This is a genomic window from Chromobacterium sp. CV08 (assembly GCF_051129845.1).
Lineage (GTDB): Bacteria > Pseudomonadota > Gammaproteobacteria > Burkholderiales > Chromobacteriaceae > Chromobacterium.
Map to the genome: position 1 here is coordinate 4,454,698 of NZ_CP150453.1, position 17,141 is coordinate 4,471,838.

17 protein-coding genes are annotated in these 17,141 nt (G+C 63.5%); 8 read left to right on the forward strand and 9 right to left on the reverse strand.

Annotation, left to right across the window (positions count from 1 at the left end):
• Positions 1–82: 82 nt before the first annotated feature.
• Together glnK and WNM05_RS20275 are read left to right on the forward strand one after the other, a co-directional pair.
• Complete coding sequence (gene glnK / locus WNM05_RS20270) at positions 83–421, forward strand: P-II family nitrogen regulator (protein WP_021478498.1); 339 nt, start codon at positions 83–85, stop codon at positions 419–421.
• Between the two features lie 24 nt (positions 422–445).
• Positions 446–1,756 (forward strand): ammonium transporter, encoded by a 1,311-nt coding sequence (locus WNM05_RS20275; protein ID WP_434630335.1) that lies wholly within the window; start codon positions 446–448, stop codon positions 1,754–1,756.
• 123 nt (positions 1,757–1,879) lie between these two features.
• Here WNM05_RS20275 and WNM05_RS20280 read toward each other — a convergent pair whose 3' ends face one another.
• The 6 genes from WNM05_RS20280 to WNM05_RS20305 all read right to left on the reverse strand — a co-directional run bounded on the left by WNM05_RS20280 (position 1,880) and on the right by WNM05_RS20305 (position 6,817).
• Positions 1,880–2,305: a ClpXP protease specificity-enhancing factor gene (locus tag WNM05_RS20280; protein ID WP_434630337.1), complete on the reverse strand. Its 426-nt coding sequence runs from the start codon at positions 2,303–2,305 to the stop codon at positions 1,880–1,882.
• 10 nt (positions 2,306–2,315) lie between these two features.
• Complete coding sequence (locus WNM05_RS20285) at positions 2,316–2,918, reverse strand: glutathione S-transferase N-terminal domain-containing protein (protein ID WP_071108968.1); 603 nt, start codon at positions 2,916–2,918, stop codon at positions 2,316–2,318.
• A gap of 154 nt (positions 2,919–3,072) precedes the next feature.
• A complete protein-coding gene (locus WNM05_RS20290; RefSeq protein ID WP_434630339.1) occupies positions 3,073–3,837 on the reverse strand; it encodes a cytochrome c1 in 765 nt (254 codons plus the stop codon).
• 17 nt (positions 3,838–3,854) lie between these two features.
• The gene (locus WNM05_RS20295) at positions 3,855–5,357 is read right to left on the reverse strand and encodes a cytochrome b (protein ID WP_434630341.1); all 1,503 of its coding nucleotides are present in this window, start codon (positions 5,355–5,357) and stop codon (positions 3,855–3,857) included.
• A gap of 15 nt (positions 5,358–5,372) precedes the next feature.
• Complete coding sequence (gene petA / locus WNM05_RS20300; protein ID WP_434630343.1) at positions 5,373–5,957, reverse strand: ubiquinol-cytochrome c reductase iron-sulfur subunit; 585 nt, start codon at positions 5,955–5,957, stop codon at positions 5,373–5,375.
• Positions 5,958–6,070: 113 nt separating this feature from the next.
• Complete coding sequence (locus WNM05_RS20305; RefSeq protein WP_434630345.1) at positions 6,071–6,817, reverse strand: Nif3-like dinuclear metal center hexameric protein; 747 nt, start codon at positions 6,815–6,817, stop codon at positions 6,071–6,073.
• 539 nt (positions 6,818–7,356) lie between these two features.
• Between WNM05_RS20305 and rfbB the strand changes: the two genes are divergently transcribed.
• Genes rfbB through rfbC form a run of 4 tightly spaced genes read left to right on the forward strand, consistent with a single transcriptional unit; the run spans position 7,357 to position 10,788 of the window.
• Entirely contained in the window at positions 7,357–8,415 is a 1,059-nt protein-coding gene (rfbB, locus tag WNM05_RS20310; protein WP_434630347.1) for a dTDP-glucose 4,6-dehydratase, read from the forward strand.
• Between the two features lie 5 nt (positions 8,416–8,420).
• The gene (gene rfbD / locus WNM05_RS20315; RefSeq protein WP_434630349.1) at positions 8,421–9,341 is read left to right on the forward strand and encodes a dTDP-4-dehydrorhamnose reductase; all 921 of its coding nucleotides are present in this window, start codon (positions 8,421–8,423) and stop codon (positions 9,339–9,341) included.
• Between the two features lie 13 nt (positions 9,342–9,354).
• Complete coding sequence (gene rfbA, locus WNM05_RS20320) at positions 9,355–10,227, forward strand: glucose-1-phosphate thymidylyltransferase RfbA (RefSeq protein WP_434630351.1); 873 nt, start codon at positions 9,355–9,357, stop codon at positions 10,225–10,227.
• 18 nt (positions 10,228–10,245) lie between these two features.
• Positions 10,246–10,788: a dTDP-4-dehydrorhamnose 3,5-epimerase gene (gene rfbC / locus WNM05_RS20325; protein WP_434630353.1), complete on the forward strand. Its 543-nt coding sequence runs from the start codon at positions 10,246–10,248 to the stop codon at positions 10,786–10,788.
• A gap of 94 nt (positions 10,789–10,882) precedes the next feature.
• Here the strand turns inward: rfbC and groL are convergent, their stop codons facing one another.
• The 3 genes from groL to WNM05_RS20340 all read right to left on the reverse strand — a co-directional run bounded on the left by groL (position 10,883) and on the right by WNM05_RS20340 (position 14,076).
• The gene (gene groL, locus WNM05_RS20330; RefSeq protein ID WP_434630355.1) at positions 10,883–12,523 is read right to left on the reverse strand and encodes a chaperonin GroEL; all 1,641 of its coding nucleotides are present in this window, start codon (positions 12,521–12,523) and stop codon (positions 10,883–10,885) included.
• Between the two features lie 49 nt (positions 12,524–12,572).
• Positions 12,573–12,860, reverse strand: a complete 288-nt coding sequence (gene groES, locus WNM05_RS20335; RefSeq protein ID WP_434630357.1) for a co-chaperone GroES — start codon at positions 12,858–12,860, stop codon at positions 12,573–12,575.
• A gap of 157 nt (positions 12,861–13,017) precedes the next feature.
• The gene (locus WNM05_RS20340; protein ID WP_434630359.1) at positions 13,018–14,076 is read right to left on the reverse strand and encodes an MraY family glycosyltransferase; all 1,059 of its coding nucleotides are present in this window, start codon (positions 14,074–14,076) and stop codon (positions 13,018–13,020) included.
• Positions 14,077–15,223: 1,147 nt separating this feature from the next.
• On the opposite strand from WNM05_RS20340, the gene rfbF reads away from it, so the two are divergent.
• On the forward strand, positions 15,224–15,997 hold the full coding sequence (gene rfbF, locus WNM05_RS20345) for a glucose-1-phosphate cytidylyltransferase (protein WP_434630362.1): 774 nt from the start codon (positions 15,224–15,226) through the stop codon (positions 15,995–15,997).
• On the forward strand, positions 15,994–17,079 hold the full coding sequence (rfbG, locus tag WNM05_RS20350) for a CDP-glucose 4,6-dehydratase (protein WP_434630365.1): 1,086 nt from the start codon (positions 15,994–15,996) through the stop codon (positions 17,077–17,079). Before rfbF ends, rfbG begins: the two co-directional genes overlap by 4 nt.
• Positions 17,080–17,141: the final 62 nt, after the last annotated feature.

Here is a 17,141-nt window from a genome sequence, read left to right on the forward strand (position 1 = left end):
TCCGCGGCGGCCTGGCACGATTCCTGCATTGACCGCCGCAGCAGCAATCGTCAGTCACTCGACCTTCCGAGAAGGAGCCACCATGAAGCTCGTCACCGCAGTCATCAAGCCGTTCAAGCTTGACGAAGTCCGCGAAGCGCTGTCCGCCATCGGCGTCCAGGGCGTCACCGTGTCCGAGGTCAAGGGCTTTGGCCGCCAGAAAGGCCATACCGAGCTGTACCGCGGCGCCGAATACGTCGTCGACTTCCTGCCGAAGGTGAAACTGGAAATCGCCATCGACGACGCCCTGCTGGACCAGGTGGTGGAAGCGATAGAGAAGTCCGCCCGCACCGGGAAGATCGGCGACGGCAAGATCTTCGTCTACGACCTGGAGCAGGTGATCCGCATCCGCACCGGCGAAACCGGCGCCGACGCCGTCTGACCACCGGAAAACTGGGGAAACATAATGAAAAAGATGCTCGCCGCAATGGCCTCCGGCCTGACCGCCCTCTCCCTGCCCGCGCTGGCCGACGCGCCGGCCGGCCCGGCCGTGGCCGCCGCCAAGGTCATCAATTCCGGCGACACGGCCTGGATGCTGACATCGACCGCGCTGGTGCTGTTCATGACCATACCCGGCCTGGCCCTGTTCTACGGCGGCATGGTCCGCAAGAAGAACGTGCTGGCCACGCTGATGCAAAGCTTCGCCATCACCGCGCTGGTGACGGTGCTGTGGACCGTGATCGGCTACAGCCTGGCCTTCACCGTCGGCACGCCGTACATCGGCGACCTGTCGCGCCTCCTGCTGGACGGCATGGTTTACATGAAGGACGCCGGCAAGCTGGCCGTGCATCCGCTGGCCGGCACCATCCCGGAATCGGTCTTCATGACGTTCCAGATGACCTTCGCCATCATCACGCCGGCGCTGATCACCGGCGCCTTCGCCGAGCGGATGAAGTTCTCGGCGATGCTGGTCTTCATGGCGCTGTGGTCGCTGCTGGTCTACGTGCCGGTCGCGCACTGGGTGTGGGCGCCCGGCGGCTGGATGGGCGACAAGGGCGTGCTGGACTTCGCCGGCGGCACCGTCGTGCACATCAACGCCGGCGTGGCCGGCCTGGTGACCGCGCTGGTGCTGGGCAAGCGCATCGGCTTCGGCAAAGAGGCGATGCCGCCGCACAACCTGATTCTGACGCTGGTCGGCGCCTCGATGTTGTGGGTAGGCTGGTTCGGCTTCAACGCCGGCTCAGCCGGCGCCGCCGACGGCCGCGCCGGCATGGCGATGGTCACCACCCAGGTCGCCACCGCGATGGCCGCGCTGGCCTGGATGTTCGCCGAGTGGGCGACCAAGAAGAAGCCGTCCGTGCTGGGCATCGCCTCCGGCGCCGTGGCCGGCCTGGTGGCCATCACGCCGGCCGCCGGCTTCGTCGACGTCAAGGGCGCGCTGGTGATCGGCCTGGCCGCCGGCGTGGTGTGTTTCTGGGGCGCCACCGGACTGAAGCACATGCTGGGCTACGACGACTCGCTGGACGCCTTCGGCGTGCACGGCGTCGGCGGCATCGTCGGCGCGCTGCTGACCGGCGTATTCGCCGTCAAGGACATCGGCGGCGCCGACGGCAGCCTGGCCACCCAGGCGCTGGGCGTCGGCGTCACCATCGTCTACTGCGGCATCGTCACCTTCGTTCTGCTGAAGCTGGTCGACATCGCGCTGGGATTGCGCGTCGCCGAGGACGAGGAGCGAGAAGGGCTGGACGTGGTGCTGCACGGCGAACGGGTCGAATAGCGCCGACAGCGATAACGATTTGTTGTGTAAGGGACTTTCGGGGCGTTCGCGCCCCGTTTTTTTTGCGCCGCGCGGACAGCAAAAAACCGGCCACGGGGCCGGTTCGAATCCAAAGGCGGGCGTCTACTTGACGATGCGCAGGCTGGGACGTCCGCTGGGACGGCCGCCCGGCCCCGGATCGTCTCCGTCCGGCCGCCCGTCGCCTTCCGGCGCCGGCCGCTCCTGGACGGCCTCGACCGCCGGCTCCACCTCGAAGCCCATGCCCTCGCCGGTTTCGCGCGCGAAAATCGACATCACGTTGCCGACCGGCACCCAGATATCGCGGGAGACGCCGCCGAAGCGGGCCGAGAACGAGATCCAATCGTTGTCGATCTGCAGGTTCTTGGTGGCGCCGTAGGCGATATTGAGCACGATCTCGTTGTTCTTGACGTACTCTAGCGGCACGTCGGCACGATCGTTGACCCATACGACGATGTACGGGGTATGGCCGTTGTCGCTGCACCACTGGTGCAGCGCGCGGATCATATAGGGCTTGGTGCTTGAGCTCATCGCGTCACCCTTATTTGCGCATCGCCTTTTCGGACGGCGTCAGCGAATCGATGAAGGACTGGCGCTGGAAGATGCGCTCGGCGTACTTCAGGATAGGCGCGGCGCTCTTGCCCAGATCGATGTTGTAATGCTCGAGGCGCCACATCAGCGGGGCGATGGCCACGTCTATCATCGAGAAATCGTCGCCCAGCATGAATTTCTGCTTGGAGAAGATCGGAGCGATGGTGGTCAGGCCGTCGCGGATCGCTTCGCGCGCCTTGGCCGCTTCCTTGCCGGTCGCACCGGCTTCCAGCGTCTTGACGTGGATGAACAGCTCGTTCTCGAAGCGATGCAGGAACAGGCGCGCGCGGGCACGCATCACCGGATCGGCCGGCATCAGCTGCGGGTGCGGGAAGCGCTCGTCGATGTATTCGTTGATGATGTTGGACTCGTGCAGGATCAGGTCGCGCTCCACCAGAACCGGCACTTCGTTGTACGGGTTCATCACAGCCAGATCTTCCGGCTTGTTATGGATATCCACATCGATGATTTCGAAATCCATTCCCTTTTCGAAGAGCACAATGCGGCAGCGCTGACTGAACGGGCAGGTGATTCCGGAGTAGAGGGTCATCATGGCGGAGTAAATCCTTGACTAACTTAAAAAATGAGTGCAGCGCGCATTCTAGCACCTTCGGCACGCCACATTCCAGCCTTTCAACACAACATCATGATTTCAAAAAGAAAAAAGGCGGAATCGCTTCCGCCTTTCCGACTCACGCCGACACGCGTCAATGCACGTCGCGCCAGTACTCCTTCTTGAGCAGATAGACCAGCGGGAACAGCAGCAGGCCCAGGAACATCAGCACCACGTAGCCGATCTGCTGGCGCTTCACCGCCGCCGGCTCGCCCATGAAGACCAGGAAGTTGGTCAGGTCGGCCATTCGCTTGTCGTACTCCACGGTATTGGCCTTGCCGTTCTCCAGCTTGGTCAGCGTGCCGGCCTTGACCAGCTCCAGCTTGTGCACCTCGTTGCCCTCGGCGTCCTTCGAGGTCTTCAGCACCTGCTCGCCCTGCCACTCCCAGAAGATGTGCGGCATGCCGACCTTGTCGAACACCAGGTTGTTCCAGCCGGTCGGGCGCGACGGATCGCGGTAGAAGCCGCGCAGATAGCTGTACAGATAATCGGCGCCGCGCGACCGGGCGATCAGCGACAGATCCGGCGGCGTCGCGCCGAACCAGGCCTTGGCGTCCTTCTTGTCCATCGCGATATTCATCTGGTCGCCGATCTTGGCGCCCTCCGGCAGCAGGTTCGCCTTGATCTGCTCGTCGCTGAGGCCGATGTCCTCCAGCCGGTTGTAGCGCAGCATGCTGGCCGAGTGGCAGGACAGGCAGTAGTTGACGAAGATCTGCGCGCCGCGCTGCAGGCTTTCGGTGTCCTGGATGTCGATCGGCGCCTTGTCGAGCTTCGGACCGCCCTCCTCGGCGAAGGCCGGCGCCGCGAACGGCAGCAGCAGCGCGACGGCGGCGATCAGCTTGCGGATATTGTTGTTCATTTTCCTTATCCCCCTGCTTACACGTTCATGGCGAACAACGCGGCCAGGAACACGGTCGCGGCCACCATGATCAGGAACTGGAGCTGCCGGCTGGCATTGGTCTCGGTCACGCGCTCCGGCACCGGAATGCTGCCGTCGGTGTTCTCGACCAGCACCAGGCCCAGCAAGGCCGCCAGATACACCACGGCCAGCACCACCGTCACCGTCGGCACCGCGGCCAGGTTCGCCATCACGACGTAGACGCCGGCGGCGCCGAACGCCACCAGCAACGGCAGCGACATGGCCAGACCCGGCTTGCGCGGCGCGGTGAAGCCCGGCATGCCGATGAAGAACAGGAAGTAGAACAGCGTGAGGAACTGCGACAGCGCCCCGCGCAGCGAGGTCGGCGGCATCGCGCCGAGTATGCCCAGGCCGATGAAGGACGCGATGAACAGCAGCAGCGCCGCCTTGAACTTCAGTCCGCGGTAGCGGATGGACTTGACCGGCGAACGGTCCAGCCACGGCAGGAAGGCGATCAGCACCACCGCCGCGCCCATCGCCAGCACGCCCCAGACCTGGGTGCCGGCGAAGGACGGCACCGCGCGCAGAATCGCGTAGAACGGGGTGAAGTACCATACCGGCGCGATGTGCGGCGGCGTCTTCAGCGGATCGGCCTGATCGAAGTTCGGATGCTCGAGGAAGTAGCCGCCCATCTCGGGCAGGAAGAACACGATCACCGAGAACACCACCATGAACACCACGACGCCCAGGATGTCCTTGATCGTGTAGTACGGATGGGAGTAGATGCCGTCCAGGTAGAGGCCGGTGTTCGGATCCTTCGGCTGCTTCTTGATCTCGACGCCGTCCGGATTGTTGGAACCGACTTCATGCAGCGCCATCAGGTGGGCCGCCACCAGCGCCAGCAGCACCAGCGGCACAGCGATCACGTGCAGCGCGAAGAAGCGGTTCAGCGTCGCGTCCGACACCACGTAGTCGCCGCGTATCCACACCGACAGATCGGGACCGATCACCGGGATCGAGCCGAACAGGTTGACGATCACCTGGGCGCCCCAGAACGACATCTGGCCCCACGGTAGCAGATAGCCCATGAAGGCCTCGGCCATCAGGCACAGGAAAATCAGCGTGCCGAACACCCACACCAGCTCGCGCGGCTGCTTGTAGGAGCCGTAGATCAGACCGCGGAACATGTGCAGATAGACGACGACGAAGAACATCGACGCGCCGGTGGAGTGCATGTAGCGGATGATCCAGCCGCCTGCGACGTCGCGCATGATGTACTCGACCGAGGCGAAGGCCACCGGCACGCCGGCGGCGTTCAGCGTGCCGTCCGGCTTGTAGTTCATCGTCAGGAAGATGCCGGTGACGATCTGCAGCACCAACACCAGCATCGCCAGCGAGCCGAAGAAGTACCAGAAGTTGAAATTCTTGGGGGCGACGTATTTGCCCCATTGGCTTTCCCACAAGGCGGTCAGCGGAAAGCGCTCGTCCACCCAGTTCAGCAACTTTTGTGCTTTGCTCATTATTGCGCCCTCAGCTTATTTGTCGTCGCCAATCATCAGGCGGGTATCGGACAGATACTTGTGCGGGGGGATTTCCAGGTTCTTCGGCGCCGGCACGCCCTTGAACACCCGGGCGGCGAGGTCGAACTTGGAACCGTGGCAGGGGCAATAGAAGCCGCCCAGCCATTCCGGCCCCAGATCGGCGGGCGCCAGATCGGGCCGGAATGTCGGCGAACAGCCCAGGTGGGTGCAGATGCCGACCGCCACCAGGAACTGGGGCTTGATCGAGCGGTGTTCGTTTTTGCAATACGGAGGCTGCTGGTCGACTTCCGAGCCCGGATCGACCAGCTTGGGGTCATTCTTGGGCAGGTTCTTCAATTGCTCCGGCGTCCGGTTCAGAATCCAAACCGGCTTGCCGCGCCATTCGACGTTGATCTTCTGCCCCGATTCAATCTTGCCGATGTCGACTTCGACCGGCGCGCCCGCCGCCTTCGCCCGCTCAGACGGGAAAAAGCTCATGAAAAAGGGCGTGGCCGCGCCAACTACCGCAACACCCCCAACAGCGCTGGAAGCGATCGTCAAAAAGCGACGGCGCCCCGTATCGACTTGTTGCTCACTCATACAGTCATCCTCAATCGTGGAAATCGAGCCCTAAACCGCCAGATTTTACCCGATTACTAGTAGGGACTTGAAGCTTCTATGCAAATAAATTGATCAGGACGCCAGCAAGATGCTTATACCGGATTAAAAACGTCAATAAATTCGACACTTATGCCGTTGGATTGTGATAAATGCTGTCCCAAGGCTCTGATGCCGAAGCGTTCCGTGGCATGATGTCCGGCGGCAATGAATGCGATATCGCTTTCCATCGCCATGTGGTAATTCTGTTCCGATGCCTCACCGGTTATGAAGGCATCGACGCCGAGGGCGATGGCGTCCGCGAAAAATCCCTGAGCCCCGCCGGTGCACCACGCCACCTTGCGCACCGGCTTGTCCGTCCGTCCCAGTAATTGGGCTTCCCTGCCCAGCGCCGCCGACACATGGCCGGCCAGCGCGGCGGCGTCCCCGCCTCCGTTCCAGTCGCCATGCCACAACAGCCCCTGCTCCCCGGCCTGCCCTCGCGCCTCCAGCCCGAGCACCTTGCCCAGCTGCGCGTTGTTGCCCAGCTCCGGATGCCCGTCCAGCGGCAGATGGTAGGCCAGCAGGCTGATGTCGTGTTGCAGCAGACTGCGGATGCGCTGCCGCTTCATGCCGCAGATCCGCGCGTCCTCCCCCTTCCAGAAATAACCGTGATGCACCAGGATGGCGTCGGCGCCGCGCGCCGCGGCGGCATCGATCAGCGCCTGGGACGCCGTCACGCCGGTCACGATCTTGCGCACCTCGCCTCGTCCTTCGACTTGCAAGCCATTCGGAGCATAGTCCTTGTAACGCCAAGGCTCCAGGCAAACGTCCAGGATATTGAGCAATTCTTTAAGCTGCATTGAGTTCATGTCCTAAATATCGATTACCGCCACCGCTTTGTCATCATGGCGCGTGCATTCTGTACCGTCGGCGCCGGCGCACAAGTTTTGCCGAATGTTTTCAAAGCCGATAAAATCGGCAAGCCTGTATAGGTATCGCCTATATCGGCGCGGCTTAAGACCCGCTAACAAAACCCCTGATCCTGCGTTGCGCCTCCTTGTCGTACTACTTGTACTGCCTGCGTCGGCGCGCCTTGGCTCAGGTACGCTATGCGGTTTTGTTAGCGACTCTAAATAGCCGCCGACAAAACCTTTCGGGTCCTGCTGCGACGCGAAGCGGAACGGAGGTTTTGCCAGCCACGCCGAATCACACCGGACACGGAATCAACCGCCGCTTCGGCGCGGAGCGCGCCGTATCCGGATGCATCTCCCCGCGGACGGCGCGCGCGTCCGCACATGCGATCGAATACATCGGCTCCGCGGCGCGATCCGCCCGGCCTCAAAACCGGCTTAGAGACGCCAGCCCGCCGAGCCTCACCCGAATCATACAGGAAGCTTCAATGACCATTCTCGTCACCGGCGGCGCCGGCTTCATCGGCGGCAATTTCGTCCTGGACTGGCTGGCGCGTCACGATGAAAAGCTTGTCAACCTGGATGCGCTGACCTACGCGGGCAATCTTGAAACGCTGCAGACGGTGGCCCGGCACCCGCAGCACGTCTTCGTCCGAGGCGACATCGGCGACCGGGACGGCGTCGCCGCGCTGCTGCGCCAGCACCGGCCCAGGGCCGTCGTCAATTTCGCGGCGGAGAGCCACGTCGACCGCTCCATCCACGGGCCGGCCGACTTCATCCAGACCAATATCGTCGGCACCTTCAACCTGCTGGAGTGCGTGCGCGAATACTGGAGCGGCCTGGACGGCGAGGAGCGCGCGGCCTTCCGCTTCCTCCATGTCTCCACCGACGAGGTCTACGGCACGCTGCAAGCCGGCGACGCGCCGTTCGCCGAGACCCACCGCTACGAGCCGAACAGCCCCTATTCGGCGTCCAAGGCGGCTTCGGACCATCTGGTCCGGGCCTGGCACCATACCTACGGCCTACCGGTGCTGACCACCAATTGCAGCAACAACTACGGCCCCTACCACTTCCCGGAAAAGCTGATTCCGCTGGTGATACTGAACGCGCTGGCCGGCAAGCCGCTGCCGATCTACGGCGACGGCCGCCAGGTGCGCGACTGGCTGTACGTCAAGGATCACTGCGGCGCGATCCGCCGCGTGCTGGAAGCCGGCGTGCCCGGCGAGACCTACAATGTCGGCGGCTGGAACGAGAAGACCAATCTGGAAGTGGTGCACGCCATTTGCGCCATCCTGGACCGGACCCGGCCCCGCGCCGACGGGCTCGGCTACCGGGAACAGATTCAGTTCGTCGCCGACCGGCCCGGCCACGACCGCCGCTACGCGATCGACGCCGGCAAGCTGGAGCGCGAGCTCGGCTGGCGGCCGGAGGAGACCTTCGACAGCGGCATAGCCAAGACCGTCGAATGGTATCTGGCCAACCCGGAATGGATAGAACATGTCAGCAGCGGCAGCTACCGCGACTGGCTGAACAAACAATACGGTTGAACGCCATGCCCCGCATCCTCATCACCGGCAGCAACGGCCAGGTCGGCCACGAATTGGTGCGCAGCCTGGCGCCGCTCGGCGAACTGATCGCCACCGACCGACGGCAACTCGATCTCGGCCAGTCCCCGGCCGTGATCGAAGAGGCGCTGGAACGATTCCGGCCCGACATCATCGTCAATCCGGCCGCCTACACCGCGGTGGACCGGGCGGAAGGCGACGAGGCCGCCGCCATGGCCGTCAATGCCGCCGCGCCCGGTGTCCTGGCCCGCTGGGCGGCCGGGCATCGGGCGCTGCTGGTGCACTACTCGACCGACTACGTCTTCGACGGCGGCGGACAACGGCCGTGGCGCGAGGACGACGCGACGGCTCCGCAATCGGCCTATGGCCGCAGCAAGCGGGACGGCGAGGAGGCGGTGCGCCGCGAGACACCATCCCACCTGATCCTGCGCACCAGCTGGGTATTCGGCGCCCATGGCGGCAATTTCCTGAAAACCATGCTGAAACTGGGACAGGAAAGGACAGCGCTCAAGGTGGTCGACGACCAGATAGGCGCGCCGGCCTCGGCCGCCTGGATCGCCGACGTGACCGCGGAGCTGATACGGCGATACCTGGCCTCGCCGGCCGGCTTCGCCTACGGCACCTACCACCTCGCCCCCGGCGGCGAAACCAGCTGGCATGGCTACGCCGCCTATCTGCTGAAGCGCGCGGCAGCCCTGGGACTACCGCTGGCGCTGGACCCGGAGCGCATCGAAGGCATCCCGAGCAGCGAATATCCGCTGCCGGCCAAGCGCCCGGCCAATTCCCGGCTGTGCTGCGACAAGCTGCGACAAACCTTTGGCATCGAGCAGCCCGCCTGGCAGGCCGGCGTCGACCAGGTCCTGGCCCAGCTGCTGCCGGCCGAAAACAACCACGCCACGCGCCGATAAAAGGAAAACCATCATGAGACGCAAAGGCATCATTCTCGCGGGCGGTTCCGGAACCCGGCTCTATCCGGCCACCATCGCGGTCAGCAAGCAGCTGCTGCCGATCTACGACAAGCCGATGATCTACTATCCGCTGAGCACGCTGATGCTGGCGGGCCTGCAGGACATCCTGATCATCTCCACTCCGCAGGACACGCCCCGCTTCCAGCAACTGCTCGGCGACGGCAGCCAGTGGGGGATCAATCTGCAATACGCGGTGCAGGCGAGCCCGGACGGACTGGCCCAGGCCTTCCTGATAGGCGAGTCCTTCCTCGACGGCAGCCCGTCGGCGCTGGTGCTCGGCGACAACATCTTCTACGGCCATGAGTTCTCGACGCTGCTGCAGACCGCCAACGCCCAGGACGACGGCGCGACGGTGTTCGCCTACCGCGTCAGCGATCCGGAGCGCTACGGCGTCGTCGAGTTCGACCAGCGGGGCAAGGCGCTGTCCATCGAGGAAAAACCGGCTCGGCCGAAATCCAGTTATGCGGTGACCGGCCTGTACTTCTACGACAATCAAGTCGTCGAAATCGCCAAGAGCATCCGTCCGTCCCCGCGCGGCGAGCTGGAGATCACCGACGTCAACAACCGCTATCTGCAGCAGGGGCGGCTGACGGTGCAGACCATGGGCCGCGGCTACGCCTGGCTGGACACCGGCACCCACGAGTCGCTGCTGGAGGCCGGCCAGTTCATCGCCACGATAGAAAATCGCCAGGGGCAGAAAGTCGCCTGCCCGGAAGAGATCGCCTTCCGCCAGGGCTGGATAGGCGCCGAGCAGGTCGCTCGCCTGGCCCAGCCGCTGCAGAAGACCGGTTACGGCCGCTATCTGATGGCCATGCTGGCGAACTGAGAACTCCGGACGGAACACATGAACGTAATCGATACCGACATCCCCGCAGTCAAGATCATCGAACCCAAGGTATTCGGCGATGAGCGCGGCTTTTTCTTCGAAAGTTTCAATCATCGGCAGTTCGAGCAGGCGATCGGCGAGACCGTCGCCTTCGTGCAGGACAATCACAGTCGCTCCGGCAACGGCGTGCTGCGCGGCCTGCACTATCAGCTGGATCCGCATCCGCAGGGCAAGCTGGTGCGCGTCGTCGCCGGCGCGGTATTCGACGTCGCCGTCGACATCCGGCCCGGCTCCGAGACCTTCGGCAAGTGGGTGGGCGTGGAATTGAGCGCGGCCAACAAGCGCCAGCTGTGGATTCCCGCGGGTTTCGCCCACGGCTTCCTGACGCTGAGCGACGACGTGGAATTCCTGTACAAGACGACGGACTACTGGCATCCGGAGCTGGAACGCAGCATAGCCTGGGACGATGCCGAGCTGGCGATCGCCTGGCCGCTGAGCGGCGCGCCGACGCTGTCGGCCAAGGACCAGGCCGGCGCGCCGTTCGCCTCGCTGCCGCGCTGAAACGCCGCGCCGCAAACAAACAGCCCCGCAGGCTTGCGCCGCGGGGCTGTTTGCGTCGACGGGCATGCGAACATGCCCGCCTGTACGGCTCGATTTACATCATGCCGCCCATGCCGCCCATGCCGCCCATGTCCGGCATGCCTGCGGCCGGCTTGTCTTCCGGCAGCTCGGCGATCATGCAGTCGGTGGTCAGCATCAGGCCGGCCACGGAAGCGGCGTGTTGCAGCGCGGAGCGGGTCACCTTGGCCGGATCCAGCACGCCCATTTCCAGCATGTCGCCGTATTCGCCGCTGGCGGCGTTGTAGCCGAAGTTGCCCTTGCCTTCCAGCACCTTGTTCACGACAACCGACGGCTCGTCGCCGGCGTTCTTGACGATCTGGCGCAGCGGAGCCTCGATCGCGCGCAGCACGATCTTGACGCCGGCTTCCTGGTCGACGTTGTCGGTCTTCAGGCTTTCCAGCGTGGCGCGGGCGCGCAGCAGGGCTACGCCACCGCCAGGCACCACGCCTTCTTCAACCGCGGCGCGGGTCGCATGCAGCGCGTCTTCGACGCGGGCCTTCTTCTCTTTCATTTCCACTTCGGTGGCGGCGCCGACCTTGATCACGGCAACGCCGCCGGCCAGCTTGGCCACGCGCTCTTGCAGCTTCTCGCGGTCGTAGTCGGAAGTGGCTTCTTCGATCTGCTTGCGGATCTCGCCGACGCGTGCCTGGATGGTGGCGGCTTGACCGGCGCCGTCGATGATGGTGGTGTTTTCCTTGCCCACTTCAACACGCTTGGCTTGGCCCAGCTGGTCCAGCGTAGCCTTTTCCAGCGTCAGGCCGACTTCTTCGGCGATCACTTCGCCGCCGGTCAGCACGGCGATGTCGTTCAGCATGGCCTTGCGGCGGTCGCCGAAGCCCGGAGCCTTGACGGCGACAACCTTCAGGATGCCGCGGATGGTGTTCACCACCAGCGTAGCCAGCGCTTCGCCTTCGACGTCTTCGGCGATGATCAGCAGCGGACGGCCGGACTTGGCCACCTGCTCCAGCACCGGCAGCAGATCGCGGATGTTGGAGATCTTCTTGTCGAACAGCAGGATGAACGGATTGTCCAGAGCGGCGATCTGCTTGTCCTGGTTGTTGATGAAGTACGGGGACAGGTAGCCGCGGTCGAACTGCATGCCTTCCACGACGTCCAGCTCGTTGTTCAGGCTCTTGCCGTCTTCAACGGTGATCACGCCTTCCTTGCCCACTTTTTCCATCGCGTTGGCGATGATTTCGCCGATATCGCTATCGGAGTTGGCGGAGATGGAGCCGACCTGGGCGATTTCCTTGGAGGTCGCGCACGGCTTGGCGATCTTGGCGATCTCGCCGACCAGCGACACCACGGCCTTGTCGATGCCGCGCTTCAGGTCCATCGGGTTCATGCCGGCGGCGACGAACTTCATGCCTTCCTGCACGATGGCCTGGGCCAGAACGGTGGCGGTGGTGGTGCCGTCGCCGGCCACGTCGGAAGTCTTGGAAGCCACTTCCTTCACCATTTGCGCGCCCATGTTCTCGAACTTGTCCTTCAGTTCGACTTCCTTGGCGACGGACACGCCGTCCTTGGTGATGGTCGGCGCGCCGAAGGAGCGGTCCAGCACCACGTTGCGGCCTTTCGGGCCCAGGGTCACCTTGACCGCGTCGGCCAGGATGTTGACGCCGGCCACCATCTTGGTACGGGCGGATTCACCGAACTTAACGTCTTTAGCTGCCATGCTTAACTCTCCAGAATTCTGTCTTTAAGTGATCGGTTCAGGGGTCGGATTACTCAACGATGCCCATGACGTCTTCCTCGCGCATCACGAGGACTTCATTGCCGTCGACCTTGACGGTCTGGCCGGAGTACTTGCCAAAAATCACTTTGTCGCCGGCTTTCAGTTCCAGCGGACGGCGCTCGCCGTTTTCCAGGATCTTGCCGTTACCAACGGCCAGGACCTCGCCCATGTCCGGCTTCTCGGCCGCGGCGCCCGGCAGAACGATACCGGAAGCGGTCTTTTCTTCAGCCTCGAGGCGCTTGATAACAACACGGTCGTGCAGGGGACGGATTGCCATTGATCTCTCCTAATGCAGTGGCTGTTTGAGAGTTGAAAACCAAAATCTATCTGGGTAGCGGCCAAGCGGATTAGCACTCGACCATCGCGAGTGCTAATAATAGGGACGACACGGGGGGTTTTCAAGAGGGGCGGCCGCCCCTCCGGAAACGGCGGCCTCAGCGGGCCGTCGAGGAACGCCGCAGCACCAGCCAGCGCGGCGTGCGGAAACGGATGATCATCCGGTAAACCGCCATATAAGCCATCACGAACAGCAGGCAGAAGGCGGCCAGCACCGGGGTGCTCTGCCAGAACAGCATCGCCGGCACCACCGAGATGCTGGACAACGCCCACAGATAGGGCGAGGTCAGGCTGTTGCGCAAGGTCAGGTGCATCGCGTCCTTGGAGCCGACCATCCAGCGCACCAGCCGCTTGTACACCAGCATGTGCAGGTGCAGGCCGTCCGGCATGCCGGGCGACATGCCGCGCAGAAACTTCTTGCGGTAGATCGAATACAGCGTCTCGAACACCGGGTAGATCACGCACAGCATCGGGAACCACGGCGACACCTGCGGATGGCGCGCCACCAGCAACACCGCCACCTCGGCGATCATGAAGCCCACCAGATAGGCGCCGCCGTCGCCGGCGAAGATCAGGCCCCGCGGGAAATTCCAGAACAGAAAACCGGCTATCGCGCCTATCATCGCGAAACAGACGCCCAACAACAGCGGGTCCTGTACCTTGAACGCGACATAGGCCATCGCCAGGAAGATGAAAATGGCCACCACGCCGGACAGGCCGTTATAGCCGTCGATGATGTTGACCGCGTGCGCGACGCCGCCGACCGCCACCACCGTCAGCAGAAAGGACAGCACGGCGAAATGGCTCAGCAACGGGTCCAGGAACGGAATGTCGAGCCGCGTCAGCCCGGCGCCCAAGGCGAAATAGGCCAGACCCGCCGAGACGAAGGTGGCCAGCAACCGCGGCAACGGACCGATCTTCTTGGTCATGTCCTCCAGCAGGCCGGCGCAGAAGGCCGGCAGCGCGACGGCCAGCAACAGCAGGATGTCCAGATCGCGCAGCAGCCAGGCCAGCACGCAGCAACCGCCCAGCAAGCCCGCCGCCAGCGGCACGCCGCCGACCCTAGGCACAGGCAGCGCGTGGAATTTCTGAACCCCGCCGAGATCATGGTCGGAAGTGAAACGTTCGTGCAGATGGCTGAAGTGGATCAGGAACATCGCAACGAATAACGATAGAAAAGTCGAAATTATCAGAATTTGTAGCATAAGTTTTCGCCGACAGTTCAGATTGAGAAAGTCCGGTGCCGGCGGCGCGGTGGGTCGCCCCCAGCCACACCAAGACCGCCCATACCTCCACCGGGATCCATACCTGCGTCCAAGAAACCGATATGACCATGTTGCAAACAAAAAGCTCCCGCCCAGCGGCCATGCTGCCAACGCGCAAGCCCATTACCGCAGCAAACCCATGCTACAAACATTCAACCCGATACCGCGCATGCCCAATCTCCCGCATGCGCCGCCGCATTATAAGCCGGTAAGGCCACTCAGCCAAAACAAGCGCGCGCCGGCCGCCTCTTGCATTCGATTTCATAGTCGATTTACCCTGTTCCCCGATACACCGGCCTTGTCCGGCGCCGCCATGACAAGCTGCGGCGCTTCCCCCATGCCGGGGCCCCCGGCGAGGGCGTCGCACGGCCAGAGCGGTATTTCGATGTCGATGCAAGTCCGGCCCCCCGGACGTTTGGCCAGGGGAGAACATCCCCCCGGCCCGGAGAAAATAAGCGACAATCGCCGGCTCCGGCAGACGAAATGACAACAAGATGTGCCGGCGACGTTCCGCACCCGAGGATTTGCCAGTCAAATCATGCGGAGAGTGCTATAAATCCGATTGGAGCCGGTAAAAACGGCCGCATCCCAAAACGAACAAAACAATAATGAATCAGGGAAAGAGAAACTCCGCATCTATCCCTGAAAAAGCATCTGTCTGACATACGGTTTACGCTGCAAATAAAACAAGCTCGTCCCGACAAGCCGTCGGAAGACAGCCGAACGATCCAGAACCTGCATTGCCAATTGCACAGGGGGATTTGCAAGCCATGTCGATCAGTCTAGCCACATTCCGCGAGAGCAGCGCTTCCCGCGCCGCGACGTCTCCTTTTTGCCCGAGCGCCATCTGCCGGCAATCTCCTCCCCAACGACAGGCATCCCGCCCAGTCCTCCGCCCGCAACCATGGGCAGGCGACCGCACACGCGGCCGGTCATAAGCTCACACGCGTCTTTACATAGCAACGATACGCAGCCGCCGCATCCTTGAGCGGGCGTGCGCGCCCATTTCCGGAATTCCTTCCAAGGAGGAAGTATCGAAATGAAAGCCGTTATTCTTACCGGTGGCCTCGGCACCCGAATCAGCGAGGAAACGATAGCCCGGCCGAAACCGATGGTGGAAATCGGCGGCAAGCCGATACTGTGGCACATCATGAAGATCTACTCCCATTACGGGATCAACGACTTCGTGATCTGCTGCGGTTACAAGGGCTATGTGATCAAGGAATACTTCGCCAATTACTTCCTGCACATGTCCGACGTCACCATAGACATGTCGAACAACCGGATGGAAGTGCATCAGCGCTACGCCGAGCCGTGGCACGTGACGCTGGTCGATACCGGCGAACTGACGATGACCGGCGGCCGCCTGAAGCGGGTGCGCAAGTATCTGCAGGACGAGGACGCCTTCTGCTTCACCTACGGAGACGGCGTCGCCGACATCCACATCGGCCAGTTGATCGACTTCCACAAGACCCACGGCGCCCGCGCCACGCTGACGGCGGTCTACCCGCCGGCCCGCTTCGGCGTGCTCGACATCCAGGGCCACATGGTCTCCACTTTCCAGGAAAAACCCAAGGGCGACGGCGGCATGATCAACGGCGGCTTCTTCGTGTTGTCGCCTTCGGTGATAGACCTGATCCCGGATGACGGCTGCGTCTGGGAAAAGGAGCCGCTGGAAACGCTGGCGGCGCAGGGCCAGCTGGCAGCCTTCGCCCATGACGGTTTCTGGCACGCGATGGACACGCTGCGCGACAAGCTGCATCTGGAGGAGTTGTGGAAGAGCGGCCGCGCCCCATGGAAGGTCTGGGAATGAATCCCGACTTCTGGCGCGGCAAGCGGGTTTTCCTGACCGGACACACCGGCTTCAAGGGCGGCTGGCTGGCCTTGTGGCTGCACGCCCTCGGCGCCGAGGTCACCGGCTACGCGCGCGAAACCGCCCCGGGCCTCAGCCTGTACGAGGCCGCCGGTATCCGCGACGCGATGCAGGCATCCATCATCGCCGACATCCGCGATCCCGAGCGCCTGCGCGAGGCCATGATCGATGCCCGCCCGGACATCGTGCTCCATCTGGCGGCGCAGGCGCTGGTCCGCCCGTCCTACGCCCATCCGGTAGACACCTACGCCGCGAATGTGATGGGCACCGTCTATCTGCTGGAGGCGGTGCGCTCGACGCCGACGGTGCGCGCCGTCGTCTGCGTCACCAGCGACAAATGCTATGAAAACCGCGAATGGCCATGGGGCTACCGCGAGAACGAGGCGATGGGCGGCTATGACCCCTACAGCAGCAGCAAGGGCTGCGCCGAATTGGTCGCTGCGGCCTACCGCAACTCCTTCTTCCATCCAGAGCGTTTCGACGCCCACCGCGTCGCCGTCGCCACCGCCCGCGCCGGCAATGTCATCGGCGGCGGCGACTGGGCCCAGGACAGGCTGATCCCCGACTTCATCCGCGCGATCTCGGCCGGCCAGACGCTGGCTATCCGCAATCCGGCGGCAATCCGGCCATGGCAGCATGTGCTGGAGCCGCTGGCCGGTTATCTGCTGCTGGCGGAGAAGCTGTACCGGCATGGCCCCGAATTCGCCTCGGCCTGGAATTTCGGTCCGCGCGAAGACGATGCCCGCACCGTGGAATGGATCGCCGCCGAGCTGACGCGGATCTGGGGAGAGGGCAGCGACTACCGGGTGCAGCGAGACGACGGCGCCGTCCACGAGGCCCATTACCTGAAGCTGGACTGTTCCAAGGCGAGGCAGGCCCTGGGCTGGCGGCCGCGCTGGACGCTGCCGGACGCGCTGCGGCGGATCTGCGACTGGCACCGCCGCCATCGTGCCGGCGACGACATGCGCGCGGTCTGCCTCGAGCAGATAAACGACTTCCAGCTCGCCGCGGCAACGGATTGATTGACCACACTCACGATGAGAACGCGCCGGCATCGGCGCCCGCTTGTACAGATTGGATGCGA